This window comes from Legionella sp. PC1000 (genome assembly GCF_014109805.1).
GTDB classification, from domain to species: Bacteria; Pseudomonadota; Gammaproteobacteria; order Legionellales; family Legionellaceae; genus Legionella; species Legionella resiliens.
The window spans coordinates 3,368,444-3,385,814 of sequence record NZ_CP059400.1; the positions used below are offsets into that span (position 1 = coordinate 3,368,444).

Here is a 17,371-nt window from a genome sequence, read left to right on the forward strand (position 1 = left end):
CCTTAAGGTGCATACATCACCTGAACGTCATTATTAAAGTTATTTAAAAAAGCACTAACTGGCATAATCATCGGATCGTGCTCTGCCATTGCTTGATGCAATATAGTCAATTTTTTCTGACCCAGCACATGAAAAAAAATCTTGCGGCTGTTTAATAGTCTTTTTTTGGATAAACTTATTCGCTTATGGGGTGCTGTCTTCGGACTGACAAGAACTACTGCTGAAGCATTATCATCCATCCCCATTGCAAGCTCATCAGCGCAAGGAAATAAAGATGCAATATGCCCATCCTCGCCCATCCCTAACACAACCGCATCAAAAGTAGGTAAAGAAGCGATTATATGCTCTGTTTGCTCTAATGTATGGCCTTCTTTATATAAACTCAAAAAATGGGCTTTGGATGCATCATGCTGAAGTAAAAAATGTCGAACTAACCGCTCATTTCTATCCGGATCATCTGCAGGGACACAACGCTCATCGGTTAAAGTTACAGTAATTTTCTCCCAGGGAATATGAGTTTTTGCCAGTGCCTTGAATAAATCAACAGGAGTTTTTCCACCGGAAACTGCTAAATAAGCATGACCACGATATTCTATGGCCTCACAAAGAATTTGCTTTAGCTGACTCACTAAGTCATCAGTTAATAAAGGGGCTTCACTAAAACTACGTAACCGCATTTTGCTCCCCCCATACATGTGCTTTGCCATTATATAAACGAATTACTTCCAAAGGTCCCCAAGTACCCGATGGATAAGTATAGAGAGGGGTATCTTGTCTTTTCCATGCTTGCTCAATTTCATCAATCCATTTCCATGCTTGCTCTACTTCTTCGCGGCTAACAAAGAGATATTGGTGTCCCAACATCACTTCCAACAATAAGCGCTCGTATGCATCAGCAATTCTTTGTGAATTAAATAGATGATTGAAATTTAAATCCAACTTACTGTCCCTTAATTGCATGCTTTCACTCAGGCCAGGAATTTTATTCATCATTCGCAGTTCTACGCCTTCATCGGGTTGCAAACGAATAATGAGTTGGTTAGGAGAGAGTTCTTGTTTGAATTGTTTAAAAATATTGTAGGGTTGAGGCTTAAAGTAAATTACCACTTCACTTTGTTTTTTTGATAGTCGCTTACCTGTTAATAAATAAAAAGGAACTCCAGACCAGCGCCAATTATCTATGTATGCTTTAATCGCTACAAAAGTTTCAGTAGTTGACCCTTTATGAGCACCTTCCTCATTTAAATATCCAGGTAGCTGTTGGCCTTTAATCATGTTTCCCGCATATTGAGCCCGCACTGTATGTTCGTGAACATGTGTATCAGAAATAGGTCGTAATGACTTTAATACTTTTAACTTTTCACTACGAATACATTCAGCAGATAAGCTCATTGGCGGTTCCATCGCCAAAAGAGACAATATTTGTAATAAATGATTTTGCAGCATATCCCTTACTTGACCTGATTTATCATAATAAGCCCACCGTCCTTCAACTCCTACCTCTTCTGCAACGGTAATTTCAACCTTATCGATTGCCTTATTATCCCAATTTGAGGAAAAGATCGCATTAGCAAAGCGCAGTACCAGAAGATTCAAGACCGTTTCTTTACCTAAATAATGATCAATTCGATAAATCTGATCCTCAGCAAAAAAGTGAGCGACTTCATTATTAATTGCAATAGAGGAAGGCAAATCGTGGCCAATTGGTTTTTCTAAAACGACACGAGACGGTTGCCTGGTTAAACCAATACTTGAAAGACCCTGGCAGGTTTGTGCGTACAATGAAGGAGGAATCGCAAAATATGAAATAGTAATCCGCTCTGCACGATTTACATAATCCATTATTTTTGTATAGTCCTCAGGCTTTGTAAGATCGAGCGGGCAATAAGCCATCCTTTGAATAAGACGTGACCAAACCTCATCCTCCAGTTCCTCGCCAAGAAACATTTGTATTTTAGATTTTATTAACCCAGCACAGTCCATTAATGTTAATGAGTCGCGTGCACATCCTATAATACGTGTATTCGCGTGAAGCAAATGTGCACGTTCTAGCTGATATAAAGCGGGAAATAATTTACGACAGGAAAGATCCCCTAAAGCACCGAATATAATTAAATCACATGGATACTTTACAGTGACTTCTTCAATCATGTTCATCCTACACAATCCTATTTTTGAGGTTCAATACTAAATTGAAAGACCGTACAGATCAACTCCAATCAAATCATTGGGAAAATCAGTCACAATGTGCATGAAAAATTTTTAATGTGCTAATTTTCAGGGGTAATCATTGCAAAACCTTTTTTTTATGCTATATGAAATAAATAAGATAGCCGTTCGCTTCTGCCTGACATCCAATGGCTTAGCTATGGAGCGATGACTTAGATGAGTAATTTGTATGTACTTACCTTAACTAAATCATTATTAGGAGAAGCAGATGCTTAATAAGAGATTTTCAGAAAGACTTAATAAGGAGCTTGATAATATCGGTGCGCCCGAATCAAGTGCAGAGCGCATTGAAGTATTATCAAAGCTGGTTAAGATTCCCAAATTTAAAGCAGAAGCATTGCTTAATGGTGCCACAAGCCCAGATGAAAAGCTGCTCAACGCATTAGCACAAGAATTCGAAGTCAGTGCTGATTGGTTAGTTGGTAAAAGCGATAAAAGCGATTCATCTCATTAATAACATTTCGCACTATTGCTCGCATAAAACATTTATTGACTATAATTAAAGCAAAAATAGAGTAATTATGGGATATTGAATTATGCAAGCAATAATAGATTCCTCAACTGTAACTTCATTACAGAAACAAATCGGAAAATACACGTCCCAAGGACCATTTTGTATTGGCTTAGAGGGGGAACACGAATTATATAAAGGGATAAGTGATTATGACAACGGGCATATGCAACAAGTTCACGACTATAAATCAACCTATAAGAAAGAAGACAGTTTTGAAGAAGACAGTTTTGAAGAAGACAGTTTTTTAGAGTCTACTGATCCTCAATTTTTTAGAAAAAAATTCATAGAATATATTCAGATGTATTCCTTTCCTGAATACGACGGAGACCCTGAGACAAGGACAACTCATCCGGAAGAAGCAACCATAAGTATGTCAAAATTTCTTGGCGTACAAGGACTTGAATTATTTCAGCTGGCTTTAGAAGAAGAAATGTATAGCAAAGAATTCAGAGAGGCAGTAGTAATACAATCAACGTCGCATTTTGAGGGTCCTAAATGGGAAGAGCGTCCTGTAGTGATCGTCGCAGGCCCTTCAGGAAGTGGAAAATCATATGCTGCTAAAGCAGCAGTGGAAAAAGCGAATCAACTTTTATCAGTGAGTTCTGATCTAAGCGGAAATTATGTTATGGCTGCTGATGGAGGAATTATTCGTGAAGTGTCTCAAATGCGCAAGCTCGCAATTCAATTAGCGAATAATCAGGGATTTACCGGAATAAAAGATTTACATGATCAATGTAAAATTTTAGACAAAGTTAAAAAAAGGATGCGAAAAGCGGCTTTTCTAACCCCTGACTTAGGGGTGGTTATTCCAGAGACATTTTCCAAATGGAGAGATCCGCGGAGCAACATTCAAAGTTTAATGAAAAAAATTGATATGTTGGATAATACAAAACAGATTTTTACACGTGTAGAAGGCCATGATCCGGATAATTTTCGAAAAGTTGTTGCCTTTATGGGTTCCAGGAGAGCCTGGAAAACAAAGGACTTTGATCTGCAAGACTTCGATTTGAATAAAACAGGGCTATCAGAGTCCAAAGAGTATAACCAATTTGGATTTTCCTTCGGCGAAAGTGGATCAAAAGCTGCAGAAGCTTGGTTTATGGCGCATAGTAAAGACAAATTGCACATGATAATAACTAATGACTTGATTCTGTTAAAGCCCGATTCTGCACAACCAGGAAACTGGGTTGCTGCAACCCAAGATGACGAGGGTGCACGTCTATTCCCTGAGAACCTTTATAAACAATGGGAACAATTACAACACAAACCTGATCTGATTGACTACTGTAAATTAAATTCCAAAACTCAAATTGCAACCTCCGCCCACCTAGACTTTGCTATAGCAAAAAATATAGTTCTAGAAAGAATTGGGGCATGTCATAAAAAAATAGAGAAAACAATAAAACAAGAACCGCCTGATGAAGAACGCCTTCATTATCTGCAAGCACGACTTGATTTATTAGAAACACTTGCTCAGTTTCCAGCAGAGAGTTTAGGAAGTTACGATGAAATACAGAAAATGCAACGTGATGTTGATAATCGAGTTCTGATAATAAAAGAACAGCTTGGAGATAACTGGTCACGCGTTTTTACAAAAAAAACAGACAGAGCATTAAATGAGTTTAGAGCTGCGCTGGATAAGGCTACTTATGCTATTGAGAACACCCCAATATATTATGTAAGTCTTTCAGATACTTCTTCGAACTTTAAAAATAAATATAACGAAGTTATAAATAAGGATTCAGTTGAGGAAGCGACGGACCAAGATAAAGAAGGTACTGGAGCATGTCCAACATCCTAAAAGCATTTCTTCTTTTTAATTTGGAGACACTTCAGGATTCATTATCAATCCTGAAGTGTTCGCCTTTCTTTTTCATAAAACATTAAACGATCATTTTGATATTTTTCAATTCAATTAAATTGGTTGATGATAAAAATCATAAACGATAAACCCAAATATAAAGCACATAGAGACAAAAGACGTCGCATACAAAAGGAGGATAATGCGAGCTTTTGTAACACCAAAAATTTTATTCCTTGTTTTAAAATAGATATTACTTTACAATTTTTCCGCATAATTTGGTTAAAATTTACCTTTTCTAGATTTTTTTAAAACATAATCACTAGGATGAAACGTGTCTAAAGTCAATAGTTATCAATATAAATGGTATGCTTTTATTGGAATCGCCTTGCTCTCTTTTGGGTGTTATCTCGATTATACAGTCGTTAATGTTGCCTTACCCACCATACAACAGGAACTCCAAGCAAACCTTGTCTCAATGCAATGGGTAATGAATATTTACTTTCTCGCATTATGCGTTTTAGCGACAGTTATGGGAGGCTTTGGTGATTTATATGGCCGCCGGCGTTGTTTATATCTTGGTAGCGCAATTTTTGTTATTGCGTCGATTATCGCTGGTCTTTCTTCCGATATCCATTGGTTAATTTTGGGTCGACTACTCCAAGGAGTCGGAGCTGCAATCATCTTCCCTCTAGGCCTTTCATTGCTACCACAGTTTTTTCCTGAAGAAGAACGAGGTAAAGCCGTAGCATGGTTTGGTAGTATAGGGGGTATTGCTTTGGCTTTAGGCCCTCTTTTAGGTGGACTTATTGTCACTTATTTAGGATGGAGATGGATTTTTTTCATTAATATCCCTATCTGTTTATTAGGGTACTTATTTTGTTTCAAATCGGTTTCAGAATCGCAAACAAATGCTCATCAACTTGCTTTAGATATAAAAGGCATGTTCTTACTTGCATTTACTATGAGTGGCATAGTCCTTGGTTTAATTTATAGCCAAACCTATGGTTGGACTGCATCCCTTACTTTAATCTGTTTTGCAGTAGCCATTATTACAGGTATCTTATTAATTAAAGCTGAAGAGAATCACCCTAATCCCCTTATTGATTTTAAAGTTTATTCCAACTTGCTCTTTTCGGCAGGAGCTATTCTCTGCTTTTTAGCGGGAGTGTTAAGCTCTGTTACTTTGTTTTTTGATCCCCAATATTTACAAATCATAAAAAATCAATCTGCAGAATTATCCGGATTTATTTTATTCGCTATTCCTGTCTCTGTTTTTTTAATAGCATTTTTTGTAGGAAAACTTATTAGTCGTCTGGGATTATTACATACCATATTATTAGGATTGTTTTTGGCATGTTGTGCTACACTATTACAGGTGTTCTTTACCAGTACTATCTCACTATTTTATGTTATTTTTGCATTTATTTGTCTTGGTAGCATGTGGGCACTGGGCAACACTGTTTCAGTCATTGCAGCACAAACCGCTGTAGGTCCTGAACGTGCAAGCGTGGCAACAGGCTCTATGGTCACTTTGTTTAACATCGGGGGGTCTATAGGCTTAACACTTGCAATTGTTATTTATAATTATGTAACGAATAATGTTTTAACGAAAACTAATGAATTAAACGAATCACAGATTTCCAGTTTAAAGGATTTCATCGCAAATCCTACGCATTCGCTACAACTTCCTGAAAATGATGTAATTCATCAATTGTTTAATAAAATATTCATGAATGGTTTTATTGGGGTGATGGCTTTTTTATTCATCTCTTCCCTTATTGCATTCGTAGTGGTTTGGCGAGGTAAACGAGTTGAACGCAGAATTAAAGTAAATACCCTTGCCAATGTTAAGCGCAACGGTTCTATCGCCTAATCAATTATAATCCAGTTGGCTCTTTTGCCACTGTCTCTTGGTCCCATTCAGCCTAGGCCCTGCGGCTTGGGACCAGTGTTTTTAGCACCATCCTCTGGACCCCCGGCCAAGCCGCGGGACATCGGAGCAGAGTTGGACTGGGTTTCAGGGATGCGTAGAAGATTCAGTTGTAAATAACCGGGCACATAAGAATCTCATGGCATTTACCGTTAACCATGGAACCGATCATTAGCACTAATCGGTTTTGCATGCTTCTCAATATATTCAATAATTTTTCCAGCAATATTAATTCCAGTAGCCTTTTCTACGCCTTCAAGACCAGGGGACGAATTAATTTCCAAAACCAAAGGCCCATGATTCGAGCGAATTAAATCCACACCGGCAACTTTTAAGCCCATCGTTTTAGCGGCGCTGACTGCAATTGAGCGCTCTTGTGGCGATAGTTTTACTTTGAGGGCTTTTCCGCCTTGATGTACATTCGCACGAAACTCTCCATCTTTTGCTTGGCGTTTTACAGCCGCAACTACTTTCTCCCCTACAACAAAACAACGAATATCGACACCCTTTGATTCTTCAATAAATTCCTGCACCAGAATGTTGGCATGCATTTCTTTAAACGCATTAATGATACTCACCGCGGATTGATGACTGTCTGCCAGGATTACGCCTTTGCCTTGTGTGCCTTCCAATAACTTAATCACTAAGGGGGCCCCGCCAACCATGCGAACTAAATCCTCGGTGTCATCAGGTGATTGAGCAAAGCTAGTTAATGGCATAGGAATACCTTTGCGTGCTAATAACTGTAAGGAACGAAATTTATCTCGAGAGCGTGCAATCGCTAAAGATTCATTTAAAGGATACATGCCCATCGTTTCCATATGACGCAACACTGCAGTTCCATAATAAGTATTCGATGCTCCAATCCTTGGAATTACTGCATCAAAATGCGGCAAAGGAGACCCGCCCCGATAATGCACCTTAGGACAGGAGGCAGCGACATTCATATAACAATATAAAGGATTAATAATTTTAATTTCATGGCCAGCAGCTTCTCCCTCTTCCTTCAGACGCTTATGGGAGTACAAATGTGGGTTGGTGGCCAATATTGCAATTTTCATGAAAAACGCATTCCTCAACTTTTTTTATTTTTATTATTAGAAATTCCTGGGCTACTAAAAACCTTATTTACAACTGGTTCATATAAATAAAGCCTAGTCTAAAAAATGGAAATTCACATTGGAAAAACGAAAATATGTTTATAAAAAAATCCTCTATATCAAGAAACCAATAACAGGTAATCCTTGGCTAATAAATCAGCATGATGCGGCGTAGTAAAAAATGCATTAAGTTTTCCTTGAGGGTTAAATAGCATTAAAGCTCCACTATGCTGAATATCATAATTTGTTGAATCATTTCCATTCTCAATGACTTTAGCATAAGCAATACCCATTTCCCGAGTCATCGATTTAATAGATTCTTCATCTCCTCGTGCTCCGTAAAAATCAGGATGGAAAGAAGTTACATAACTAGCTAATTTTTCCTGGTGATCACGTTCAGGATCGATTGATATCATCACAATGCGTGGTAAATTCTTTACACCCTTATCTTCAAGAAGATGATACATTTTTGTTAATTCTGCCATCGTAGTTGGGCAAACATAACCACAGTTTGTAAAGCCAAAAAACATTACAGTCCATTTTCCTTTTAAGCTGTTATTATCAAATGATTTCGCATCAATTCCTGTCAAACTGAATCGATTAACTGGCCGCGGATTTTCAAGGTAGGTACCATGAAAAGTCGACACATCGATTTTTTTCTTAAAATGGACATGTTGGCCCACAAAAATTCCCGAAAATAATCCTGCAAGGGCCAGCAGAACAACTACTGTAAACGTAACGCTTTTAGCCTTCAAACTCATTTTATCTCCTTAGAGGAACGTATGAAACAACTCTCAAAAATCGATTTTCATAAGAATATCGATTCATATTGTTTTAGAGCTTATTTTCAGTAACTATTCCTATAAATAATGATCAATCAATAAAAAAACAAACAATAACATTAAATACACTATTGAAAATCTGAATGTTTGCATTGCTACCACAGGTTTATCTGTCCGATAGAGTTTATGCGACCAAAACAAAAATCGCGAACCAAGCACTAACGCACCAAGTAAATAAAATAAACCACTCATACCAATAACAAAGGGCAATAGGCTGACTACCAGTAATAAAATGGTATATAAATAAACATTCAATTTAGTAAATGCGATGCCATGGGTTACAGGCAACATAGGAATTTGTGCATGTTGATACTCTTCATAACGATAAATAGCCAAGGCCCAAAAATGAGGGGGTGTCCAAATAAAAATAATTAACACCAGCAATAAAGCTTGAGGATCCAGTTGATTTGTCACTGCGGTCCAACCAAGCAATGGTGGCGCAGCACCGGCTAATCCGCCTATGACTATGTTTTGTGAAGTAGCCCTTTTTAAATAGCCTGTATAAATACCTGCATAGCCAATCAATGTAACAAAAGTCAATACTGCAGTTAATTGATTAACAAAAACAACTAAAACAGTCAGCCCCAGAGTTCCTATGATTAAAGCAAACAATAAAGCTTGACCTACTGAAACTTGACCACTGGCAACAGGTCTTTTTTTGGTTCTCGCCATAATGGCATCGATTCGTTTATCCACCAAATGATTAATTGCAGCAGCGCTTCCTGCGCATAATCCAATTCCGAGTAATGAAAAAAGCAATAAAGGCAGACTAACCCATCCCGGCGTCGCCAAATACATGCCGACAATTACCGTCAATAACATGAGTAATACTACTCGCGGCTTACATAACTCAAGATAATCACGCCAAGCAGTTGACGAGGATTGAACTACATGATCAGCGCGCATCATTTTGCCCCTTACGCGTAAAATGCAGTGTACTAAATAGTGTTGCTAATAATAGTGCTGCGCCCCCATTATGAGCTACAGCAACACCAATTGGGAGTAAATAAATCACATTCAAGATACCTAAAGTAAATTGAACCAACACAAGTAACAACATCACTACGGCTGCTGTTTTAAGATAATTAAAATCGCTTCTTACTAAGATCCATAACGCGAGCACAAGTATATAAGCTGCGGTGATTATTGCTCCCAATCGGTGAATGAATTGAATTGTTACTCGGACCTCATGATCAAGTAAACCCCCTTGATAATTAGCTCCTACGGGTGAAAATAAATTAAATCCTTGCGCAAAATGCAAATCCGGTATCCATACCCCATTACACATAGGGAAACCAATACATGAAATCCCTGCATAATTTGAGCTTACCCAACCACCTAAAGCAATTTGTAGAAAAACGATAATCGCTCCAAGACGTAGCCAAAAACGCCATTGTGCTAAGTCTTTCCCCTTTAGCGAACTGATTTGTAAGCGAAAACGGCTTAAACATGCAACGATAAGCATCCCACCTAAAAGATGGCCCATAACTACCACAGGCAACAGTTTCAAGGTTACTGTCCACATACCCAAAGCAGCTTGAAACAGGACCAGTATGATTAATGCTGCAGGTAAATGCCAAGGCAAATCATTACCCTGTATACGCTTACGTACCACATAAAAACAGATAAAGAAGATTAACAATGCCAAAGAACCTGCGGCATAACGATGAACCATTTCTGTCCATGCTTTTCTAGACTCAATAGGAATTTGGGGGTATTGAGTTTGTGCCGCCTGCAATTTTTCCTTGGCACTGGGAAGGACCATCTGGCCATAACAACCAGGCCAATCAGGACAACCCAAACCTGCATCAGTCAAGCGTGTATATGCGCCCAGCATGACAACTAATAAGGATAAAAGCACAGCAAATGTTACGGCATATCGTAATAACTTATTCTGCATCAGACTAATCACTCTTGTTTTCCGTTGCATTGAGCAACAACTTTAAATCTTTATATACATCCTCAGGATTAGCTTGAGATGCATAGCTGAGAATTAAATAATTACCTGGATCAGCAATAAACACTTTTGCTTTAGACAATAAAGCATCTTTAGTAATCAAGTCAGCTGCAGATAATTTCGCCACTTTAAAATCAACTTCCTTTAAAAAGGCTTTTTGTTCTTGCGATAAAGAAGGTGATTTATCGCTGATAAGAAGCCACTGATCTACCTGGTACAATTTACGCCCTAATGCCAGGCGAATTCGGGCTAGAACATCCAACTTTTTCATGCATATCTGGTCGCAAGCTGCTGGACTCCAAAAAATGATACGCCATTTGGGCTTTTCGTCCAGAACACTCAACTTTACTGGGGGATTCAGTAAATCCCCTTTATTGACCCGTGAGGATCCCAGCCAGGAAGGATGCTGGTAAAATAGATATGCAGCTACTCCAGGAGCGACAAATATTATAACCAACAACAATAAAATATAATATTTACTAACTTGTTTTCTCATTTTCTTTCTTCAGATTTAATCCCACAAATATAATTAGTATCACCAATGCCATCACAAACCATTGTAAAGCATAAGCTAAATGGCGCTGTGGCGGCATGGATACCGTCTCCCACTCCCGCACAAATCCATTTGCATCATGCCTGTCGAGGCGAATAATAAACGGAGAGACTGATTTTTGCAAAATTTGACTTATCAATTGATCATCCACACGCTCCAAAATAATTATTTTATTCTCTTTTTCTTCCAAAGCAGGGCCCAAAACCCATTGAGTTTTACTGGGAAAGTATGCCGAGCCCTGCAAATTTATCATTCCTTTGGGAGACTGAATGTTTGGGAGAACGCGACGTGTCAATTCGCCTGGAACCCAACCTCTATCTATAATAATGATAGAGCCATCAGATAATTCCAAAGGTGATAACACATCGTAACCAAATTGATGATTATGATGCTGGTTATCCAGTAAAAAAACCTGAGATAAATACCGGCCTTTGATTACTATACGTTCATATTGCAAAGGCAATTTTTCCTTTGCAGTCCAGGGAACCGGTTTTTGCTTCTCTTGTGTCTTTTGTGCAACAATCATTTTTGTTTTTTCATCAGCACGATGAATTTGCCAAAAACCAAGGCGTACAAATAAAGAAAAAAATAAGAGGGCAAGAATCAACATCGACCAGCTTGGGGTGAAACGAAATTTAAAACAGGTTAAACTAGGCATCATATTAATTGTTCAAATGTTAGTCATGATAAGACAGCAATTTCGGGAGTATAACAAATGATCACTAAAATTATCATCATCTGCGTCATGATTATCATCGCCGGCTCTCTAGCAAGCGGTCTTTTTTTTCTTATTCGAGACTCAGGTAATTCCAAACGCACTGTTAAAGCGTTAACTATAAGAATAACTATTTCGGTGAGTTTATTTATATTTTTATTAATTGCTTTTAAACTGGGTTTAATTAAGCCACATGGCATTTAATTAACGTAAGTTCAAAATAAAAAGTTTTATTTTGCTAAACGAACGTTATCCCGTAAAAATGCGAAGCATTTTGTATGGGATCCATTCTAAATAACCTGACTTTAAGGATATATTATGCGTATCTTGTTAATCAGTTTTCTATTTGTCTGTAATTGGATACATGCCGACACGATAAAAAACTATATGAGCATTGCTGATAATATTCCACAGATGGAAATTAAAGCAGATCCCCAAGCTCAGGCATGGGCCCGGTCAGCTCGTCATGTTTTAACCATAACGTGCGAAAGCATCGCAGAAACAATGATTCATGCAAATGAAATTGCAAAAAATCAAGGTAACCCTATATTTTGTTTGCCAGCAGGGGTACAACTTAATGCCTTTACTCTTTGCGAGTTGATTCAGCAAACTTATAAGGAATTATCAAGCCAGCAAAGCGATAAAGATTCCATGACTGTATCACAGGTGGCCTGGTTAGGCGCGAGTAAACATTACCCCTGTCAACAAGCTAAAAATGCAATATCTCATGTTTCTGCGGCATTCGGACGACCTTCAGATCAGCATTAATCGAATGGCTGTATTTGCCGCATCTTGTGAGAAAATTGGAACGAAAGCATAGCAGCCTGGATTTTATTTCATTATCGCCCCCAGGCTACTTTAGGCATTACGTCAATTATTTGCTAAATTCTTCAAAAGCTTCTAAAGCTTCAGCAGCATACATTAAAGATGGGCCGCCACCCATGTATATAGCCATACCTAAGGTTTCCAAAAGTTCTTCGCGCGTTGTTTGTAATTTAACTAGGGTTTGAGAATGAAATCCGATACAGCCTGGGCATTGTTTCGCAACGGCCAAAGCCATAGCAATTAATTCCTTGGTTTTTTTATCTAATGCACCATCTTTAGTCGCTGCTTGAGCCAACGCTGAAAATCCAGACATTACTTCTGGCATTTCCTTACGCATTTTCGCTAATTGGGTACTGATATCTTTGGTGACTTGAGAAAATTTATCTGACATTAAGAAACTCCTTTTTGAAACCACTTATTTATATTTCATCTTTTTTATTATTCATGAGTTAACAAGTAAATGGTTTAATTTAAATTATTTTTAATAATAAATACCGAGAAGGAACTCTCGGGGCCTATTTACATTTCTACTATCTTGCCAACCTAGCGAAATGAAAACAGGTTCTAAATTTACCGCATTACGTTGTTTAGAAAAAGATTATTAATTAAGAAACAGCACGATTTAATGTTTCTTTTGCTAAGGTCAGGCGACGTTCTACTTCCCCTAATTCTGCTTTTAAATGCAAAATTGCACTTGAATTATGATTATGTTTCAAATGTTCCAAGGTCTTGGTCATTGCCTGCTGTTGTTCTAAAAGCGTATGAATTTCCATTTCAAGATCATTTATCCATTGTTGTCTGGTACTCAACATTTTTATGCCAAAATAAACTTTTTCCTTGGGTTTATTTTTGCCTTGATGCATTTGGCATAAAACGACTAAGACATTAATTTTTTGTCTGATCCGCTCTGCCAAATAAAAAGCACTGTGCCTGTTCGACTGTTTGGACAACGCATGAATGTCCGCCTTAATTTCTGCAATGCATGCAGAACCACTTGCGTCTGCATCAAAACGAAATAAGCCCTTAGGTAACTGGTGACTTGAAAAAAATGAGCCGAGCTCGCTAATTTTCCATTCCAACTCAGGTAATCGTTCCATTAACTGGCTCAGTAATTCATTCGATGCTTCTACGGGTATATCCATACTTTATCTCAAATGCCCTTAACTCGGGACTTTCTCTTAGGCACAATTCACCGAAAAGCTCTGTTTGGCGCGCCTTGGGTGCAAATGATTTAATCGGGAAGAGCAACCTCCAATACAGCTGTTTTTCTTTGTGACCAAGTACTTATAAACGGTGGTACACACATTAAAATTAAACCCCCAATTAAGGTCAACTCATAACGTGACAGGCTACCTACATTAATCCCTTCTGGTGGGATAAAACTCACTGCCAAGGTGGCACATACACCAATAATGCCTACACCTGCAACAAATAACATACCGATTAAACCGCCGGGAATTTGAAAAGGACGATGATGATGCGGCTCTGCAAATCGCAATTTAATTGCGGCTGCAAACATAATGAAATACATTAACATGTACAATTGTGCAGCTAAAGCCGTTAATAACCAATAAGAGCCATTCACGCTAGGCATAAACAAGAATAAGCCAGACAATACAGTAACAATGCTTGCTTGAGTGTAAAGCATGACAACTGGCGCACCTTTTGCATTAGTGCGTTGGAAATATTCAGGTAAATTGCCATCTTCCGCAGCAACCAATAATCCTTTTGTCGGTGCAATTATCCAGTTACTGACACCACCAAGTCCCCCTAAAACCAGCATTACCGCAACTACAGGCATCATCCAAAACAAGTGATACCTGGAAAAAAATGCTTCGAATGCTTGCATAATTCCTGCTACCAAATTAATGTCCTTTCCGGGTAAAACAATTGCTATGGCCAAAGATCCCAGAATTAAGGTACTTAAAATAATTCCTACTGAATAGATTAAGACTTTAGGAAATGTATGCTGCGGGTTGTCGACATCATTAGCATGAACTGTAGCAATTTCGATACCACAAAATGACATGATAATTGCAGTTAGGGAAACCCACATGGATTTATCATTTAAATGTGGCACGATGCTCGGAATATCAAATTGGATTTGCAAAGGATTACCTTGAGTAACCCAAACAACTCCAAGACCGATAATCAGCGACATGGGTAACAACAAACCTGCAAGAGAACATAGATTACTGAATGCGGCTGAAGATTTCATGCCACGCAAGTTTAATATCGTAGCTCCCCAAAACGAACTCACGATAATCGCCCAGAGAAAATAAGGATTACTTGTCAATGTCGGATTAATTAAATAGCCGATCGTTCCTGCGACAAATGATAAAATCGTTGGGTACCAAATTACATTTTCTATCCACTGTAGCCAAATGGCTAAAAAACCCATTTTTTTGCCGAATGCCTGTTTGACCCAAATGTAAATCCCACCCTGTTTTGCCCATCCTGAAGCCAGTTCAGCTGAAACCAAGGCTGTTGGGATTAGAAAAAATAAAGCACCTAAAACAAAATAAAAGATTAATTGACTACCAAATAAGGCTGTAGCAGGCAAATTACGTATGCTATCTACAGAACCAACTGTAATCATAGTCAAACTGAAAAGTGTCAGTGAATGTTTTTTATCGATCATCGCATTCCTTCAGTGCAGTTTTGGGCATGCAGAAGCCTAATTATATAGAAATTAGCTTAAGAAACCCTTAATAATAGGGTAATAATTAAACAAAATGTCCCTTAATTTCATTTACCAACCCACAAGCTTTTAGCGTGCACTGTAAAATAACATGATTTAATCAGAAAATCTCTGCCTTTTTTCCTGTCTTTATGCACAAAATCATTTACTCCGCTGGGAGGTGAACAACATCAAAAACTTGCTGCTAAATTAAAAAATTATCTATTTGCAGAAAATACCGACTTCGCTTGAAAAAGAAAAATCTCCGGTTAGCTCTCGCCTACCCAATTAAATATTCACGCACTGAAAAAATCATTTAAAAGCCTAATTTGAGCAAATTTTGCCAACCTTCATTATACTAATACCTATGGACTTAATCCTTAAGATTGTAGCTAGGATAGTAACCTTAACCTACTTCAAATTGGATGATGGGCTGGATAGTTTCATATCATAGCTTCTCTGTGCTATAGTTCCTATTTTTTTCGGGCAACATATCATGTTTGAAACCTTAACCGAACGTTTGACCCGCACCTTCAAAAATCTACGAGGGAAGGGTCGATTAACTGAAGATAACGTACAACACGCCTTGCGTGAAGTCAGGCTTTCACTGCTGGAAGCAGATGTTGCCTTACCTGTCATTAAAGAATTTATAGACCAGGTGAAGCAGAGGGCTTTAGGGCAAGAAGTTTTAACCGAATTAAATCCCGATCAAGCCTTTATTAAAATTGTTCATGATGAATTAATCCATATCATGGGCGATGAGCGTGCTGAACTTAACTTTAAAACCCAACCTCCTGCAGTATTTCTAATGGCTGGATTACAAGGTTCGGGAAAAACCACCAGTACTGCAAAACTCGCCCGTTATTTGAAAGAGTCTGAAAATAAAAAAGTAATGGTAGTCAGTGTCGACGTTTATCGACCCGCTGCAATCCAACAGCTTAAAGTATTAGCAGAACAAATAGATGTCACTTTTTTCCCGGCAGAAGCAAACGAAGAACCTCTCGCTATTGCAAAAAAAGCACTTGATACCGCGAAAAAGCAATACATGGATGTGTTGCTGATCGATACAGCGGGTCGTTTACATATCGATACCGATATGATGAACGAAATTAAAAGCTTAAATCAGGAACTGCATCCGATTGAAACCTTATTTGTTGTAGACAGCATGACTGGACAAGATGCTGCAAATACAGCAAAAGCCTTTCATGAAGCGTTACCATTAACAGGGGTCATTCTGACTAAAACAGATGGTGATGCGCGTGGGGGCGCTGCTCTGTCTGTAAGGCAGATTACAGGAAAACCAATAAAATTTATTGGTAGCGGTGAGAAAATAGAAGCTTTAGAGCCATTTCATCCTGAGCGAATTGCCTCAAGAATTCTTGGTATGGGTGATATTCTTACCCTTATTGAAGAGGTCGAACGCAAAGCTGACAAGCAGGCGAGTGAAAAACTGGCTAAAAAGCTGAAAAAAGGCAAAGGTTTTGATCTGGAAGATTTCAAACAACAATTACTGCAAATGAATAATATGGGTGGTATTGCTGGTATGATGAGCAAGCTACCGGGTGTCAGCCAAATGATGCCGCAACAGGCAATGAATCAAGTGAGTGATAAAGCCATGGCACAAACCATTGCGATTATCAATTCCATGACTCCCAAAGAACGCCGCATTCCCAAACTCATTGTGGGTTCACGCAAAAAACGTATTGCCTTGGGTTCAGGAACACAGATACAAGACGTGAATAAGTTATTAAAGCAATTTGAACAAATGCAAAAAATGATGAAAAAATTTACCAAACCCGGTGGGATGCAAAAAATGATGCGTGGAATTGGTGGTATGGCTGGGTTAAAAGGCATATTACCCGATGATTTTAAATAATTCGCAAGAATTACTTCACATGCTGAATTAATTTTCGTACAATACACGGCATTTTTACGTAACCACTCTAAAGTAGAGGAAAACAATGGTCGTTATACGTTTATCAAGAGGTGGCGCCAAAAAGCGTCCGTTTTATCATATGGTCGTTACTGACAGCCGCAAACGTCGCGATGGCAGCTATATTGAGCGCATCGGTTATTTTAACCCTATAGCACGTGGGCAAGAAGTACGGCTGCATATTGATACAGAAAAATTGAGTCACTGGCAAAAAGTGGGTGCGCAATTATCCGATCGCGTCAGTGCTTTAATTAAAGAATTTAATAAAAAAGGCGAAGCTGCTTAATAA

The 17,371-nt window shown here is 38.3% G+C and carries 18 protein-coding genes; 7 read left to right on the forward strand and 11 right to left on the reverse strand.

Annotated elements, in window-relative coordinates:
- Positions 1-2 precede the first annotated feature (2 nt).
- The gene (gene pgl, locus FOLKNPGA_RS14750; protein WP_182350615.1) at positions 3-677 is read right to left on the reverse strand and encodes a 6-phosphogluconolactonase; all 675 of its coding nucleotides are present in this window, start codon (positions 675-677) and stop codon (positions 3-5) included.
- Positions 664-2,151 (reverse strand): glucose-6-phosphate dehydrogenase, encoded by a 1,488-nt coding sequence (gene zwf / locus FOLKNPGA_RS14755; protein ID WP_182352878.1) that lies wholly within the window; start codon positions 2,149-2,151, stop codon positions 664-666. The genes pgl and zwf overlap by 14 nt, the downstream gene beginning before the upstream one ends.
- Before the next feature lie 286 nt (positions 2,152-2,437).
- Between zwf and FOLKNPGA_RS14760 the strand changes: the two genes are divergently transcribed.
- From FOLKNPGA_RS14760 to FOLKNPGA_RS14770, 3 genes are all read left to right on the forward strand, one after another.
- A complete protein-coding gene (locus FOLKNPGA_RS14760) occupies positions 2,438-2,683 on the forward strand; it encodes a hypothetical protein (protein ID WP_019233460.1) in 246 nt (81 codons plus the stop codon).
- 82 nt (positions 2,684-2,765) lie between these two features.
- Positions 2,766-4,544 carry a hypothetical protein gene (locus FOLKNPGA_RS14765; RefSeq protein ID WP_182350616.1) on the forward strand — a complete coding sequence of 593 codons (1,779 nt, stop codon included), beginning with the start codon at positions 2,766-2,768 and terminating at the stop codon, positions 4,542-4,544.
- Between the two features lie 334 nt (positions 4,545-4,878).
- Entirely contained in the window at positions 4,879-6,420 is a 1,542-nt protein-coding gene (locus FOLKNPGA_RS14770) for an MFS transporter (protein ID WP_182350617.1), read from the forward strand.
- A gap of 209 nt (positions 6,421-6,629) precedes the next feature.
- On the opposite strand, the gene rimK is transcribed toward FOLKNPGA_RS14770, so the two are convergent.
- The 6 genes from rimK to FOLKNPGA_RS14800 all read right to left on the reverse strand — a co-directional run bounded on the left by rimK (position 6,630) and on the right by FOLKNPGA_RS14800 (position 11,587).
- Entirely contained in the window at positions 6,630-7,538 is a 909-nt protein-coding gene (gene rimK / locus FOLKNPGA_RS14775) for a 30S ribosomal protein S6--L-glutamate ligase (RefSeq protein WP_182350618.1), read from the reverse strand.
- A 158-nt stretch (positions 7,539-7,696) separates the two neighbouring features.
- Positions 7,697-8,338 carry an SCO family protein gene (locus FOLKNPGA_RS14780; RefSeq protein WP_182350619.1) on the reverse strand — a complete coding sequence of 214 codons (642 nt, stop codon included), beginning with the start codon at positions 8,336-8,338 and terminating at the stop codon, positions 7,697-7,699.
- 99 nt (positions 8,339-8,437) lie between these two features.
- A complete protein-coding gene (cyoE, locus tag FOLKNPGA_RS14785) occupies positions 8,438-9,325 on the reverse strand; it encodes a heme o synthase (RefSeq protein WP_182352879.1) in 888 nt (295 codons plus the stop codon).
- Entirely contained in the window at positions 9,315-10,319 is a 1,005-nt protein-coding gene (locus FOLKNPGA_RS14790) for a heme A synthase (RefSeq protein ID WP_182352880.1), read from the reverse strand. The genes cyoE and FOLKNPGA_RS14790 overlap by 11 nt, the downstream gene beginning before the upstream one ends.
- A 4-nt stretch (positions 10,320-10,323) precedes the next feature.
- Positions 10,324-10,872, reverse strand: coding sequence for a hypothetical protein (locus FOLKNPGA_RS14795; RefSeq protein WP_182350620.1), 549 nt, complete (start codon positions 10,870-10,872; stop codon positions 10,324-10,326).
- Complete coding sequence (locus tag FOLKNPGA_RS14800; RefSeq protein WP_182352881.1) at positions 10,856-11,587, reverse strand: SURF1 family protein; 732 nt, start codon at positions 11,585-11,587, stop codon at positions 10,856-10,858. Before FOLKNPGA_RS14800 ends, FOLKNPGA_RS14795 begins: the two co-directional genes overlap by 17 nt.
- Positions 11,588-11,644: 57 nt before the next feature.
- Here FOLKNPGA_RS14800 and FOLKNPGA_RS14805 point away from each other — a divergent pair, with 57 nt between their 5' ends.
- Positions 11,645-11,848 carry a twin transmembrane helix small protein gene (locus FOLKNPGA_RS14805; RefSeq protein WP_019233451.1) on the forward strand — a complete coding sequence of 68 codons (204 nt, stop codon included), beginning with the start codon at positions 11,645-11,647 and terminating at the stop codon, positions 11,846-11,848.
- A gap of 114 nt (positions 11,849-11,962) precedes the next feature.
- Positions 11,963-12,412 carry a phosphatase gene (locus FOLKNPGA_RS14810; protein ID WP_182350621.1) on the forward strand — a complete coding sequence of 150 codons (450 nt, stop codon included), beginning with the start codon at positions 11,963-11,965 and terminating at the stop codon, positions 12,410-12,412.
- A 106-nt stretch (positions 12,413-12,518) separates the two neighbouring features.
- On the opposite strand, the gene FOLKNPGA_RS14815 is transcribed toward FOLKNPGA_RS14810, so the two are convergent.
- The 3 genes from FOLKNPGA_RS14815 to FOLKNPGA_RS14825 all read right to left on the reverse strand — a co-directional run bounded on the left by FOLKNPGA_RS14815 (position 12,519) and on the right by FOLKNPGA_RS14825 (position 15,110).
- Entirely contained in the window at positions 12,519-12,860 is a 342-nt protein-coding gene (locus FOLKNPGA_RS14815) for a carboxymuconolactone decarboxylase family protein (RefSeq protein WP_182350622.1), read from the reverse strand.
- A 214-nt stretch (positions 12,861-13,074) separates the two neighbouring features.
- Positions 13,075-13,611, reverse strand: coding sequence for a hypothetical protein (locus FOLKNPGA_RS14820; RefSeq protein ID WP_182350623.1), 537 nt, complete (start codon positions 13,609-13,611; stop codon positions 13,075-13,077).
- Between the two features lie 89 nt (positions 13,612-13,700).
- Positions 13,701-15,110: an APC family permease gene (locus tag FOLKNPGA_RS14825; RefSeq protein WP_182350624.1), complete on the reverse strand. Its 1,410-nt coding sequence runs from the start codon at positions 15,108-15,110 to the stop codon at positions 13,701-13,703.
- A 535-nt stretch (positions 15,111-15,645) separates the two neighbouring features.
- On the opposite strand from FOLKNPGA_RS14825, the gene ffh reads away from it, so the two are divergent.
- Positions 15,646-17,025, forward strand: a complete 1,380-nt coding sequence (gene ffh / locus FOLKNPGA_RS14830) for a signal recognition particle protein (RefSeq protein WP_182350625.1) — start codon at positions 15,646-15,648, stop codon at positions 17,023-17,025.
- Positions 17,026-17,110: 85 nt separating this feature from the next.
- Positions 17,111-17,368 (forward strand): 30S ribosomal protein S16, encoded by a 258-nt coding sequence (rpsP, locus tag FOLKNPGA_RS14835; protein WP_058458735.1) that lies wholly within the window; start codon positions 17,111-17,113, stop codon positions 17,366-17,368.
- The last annotated feature ends 3 nt before the right edge of the window (positions 17,369-17,371 follow it).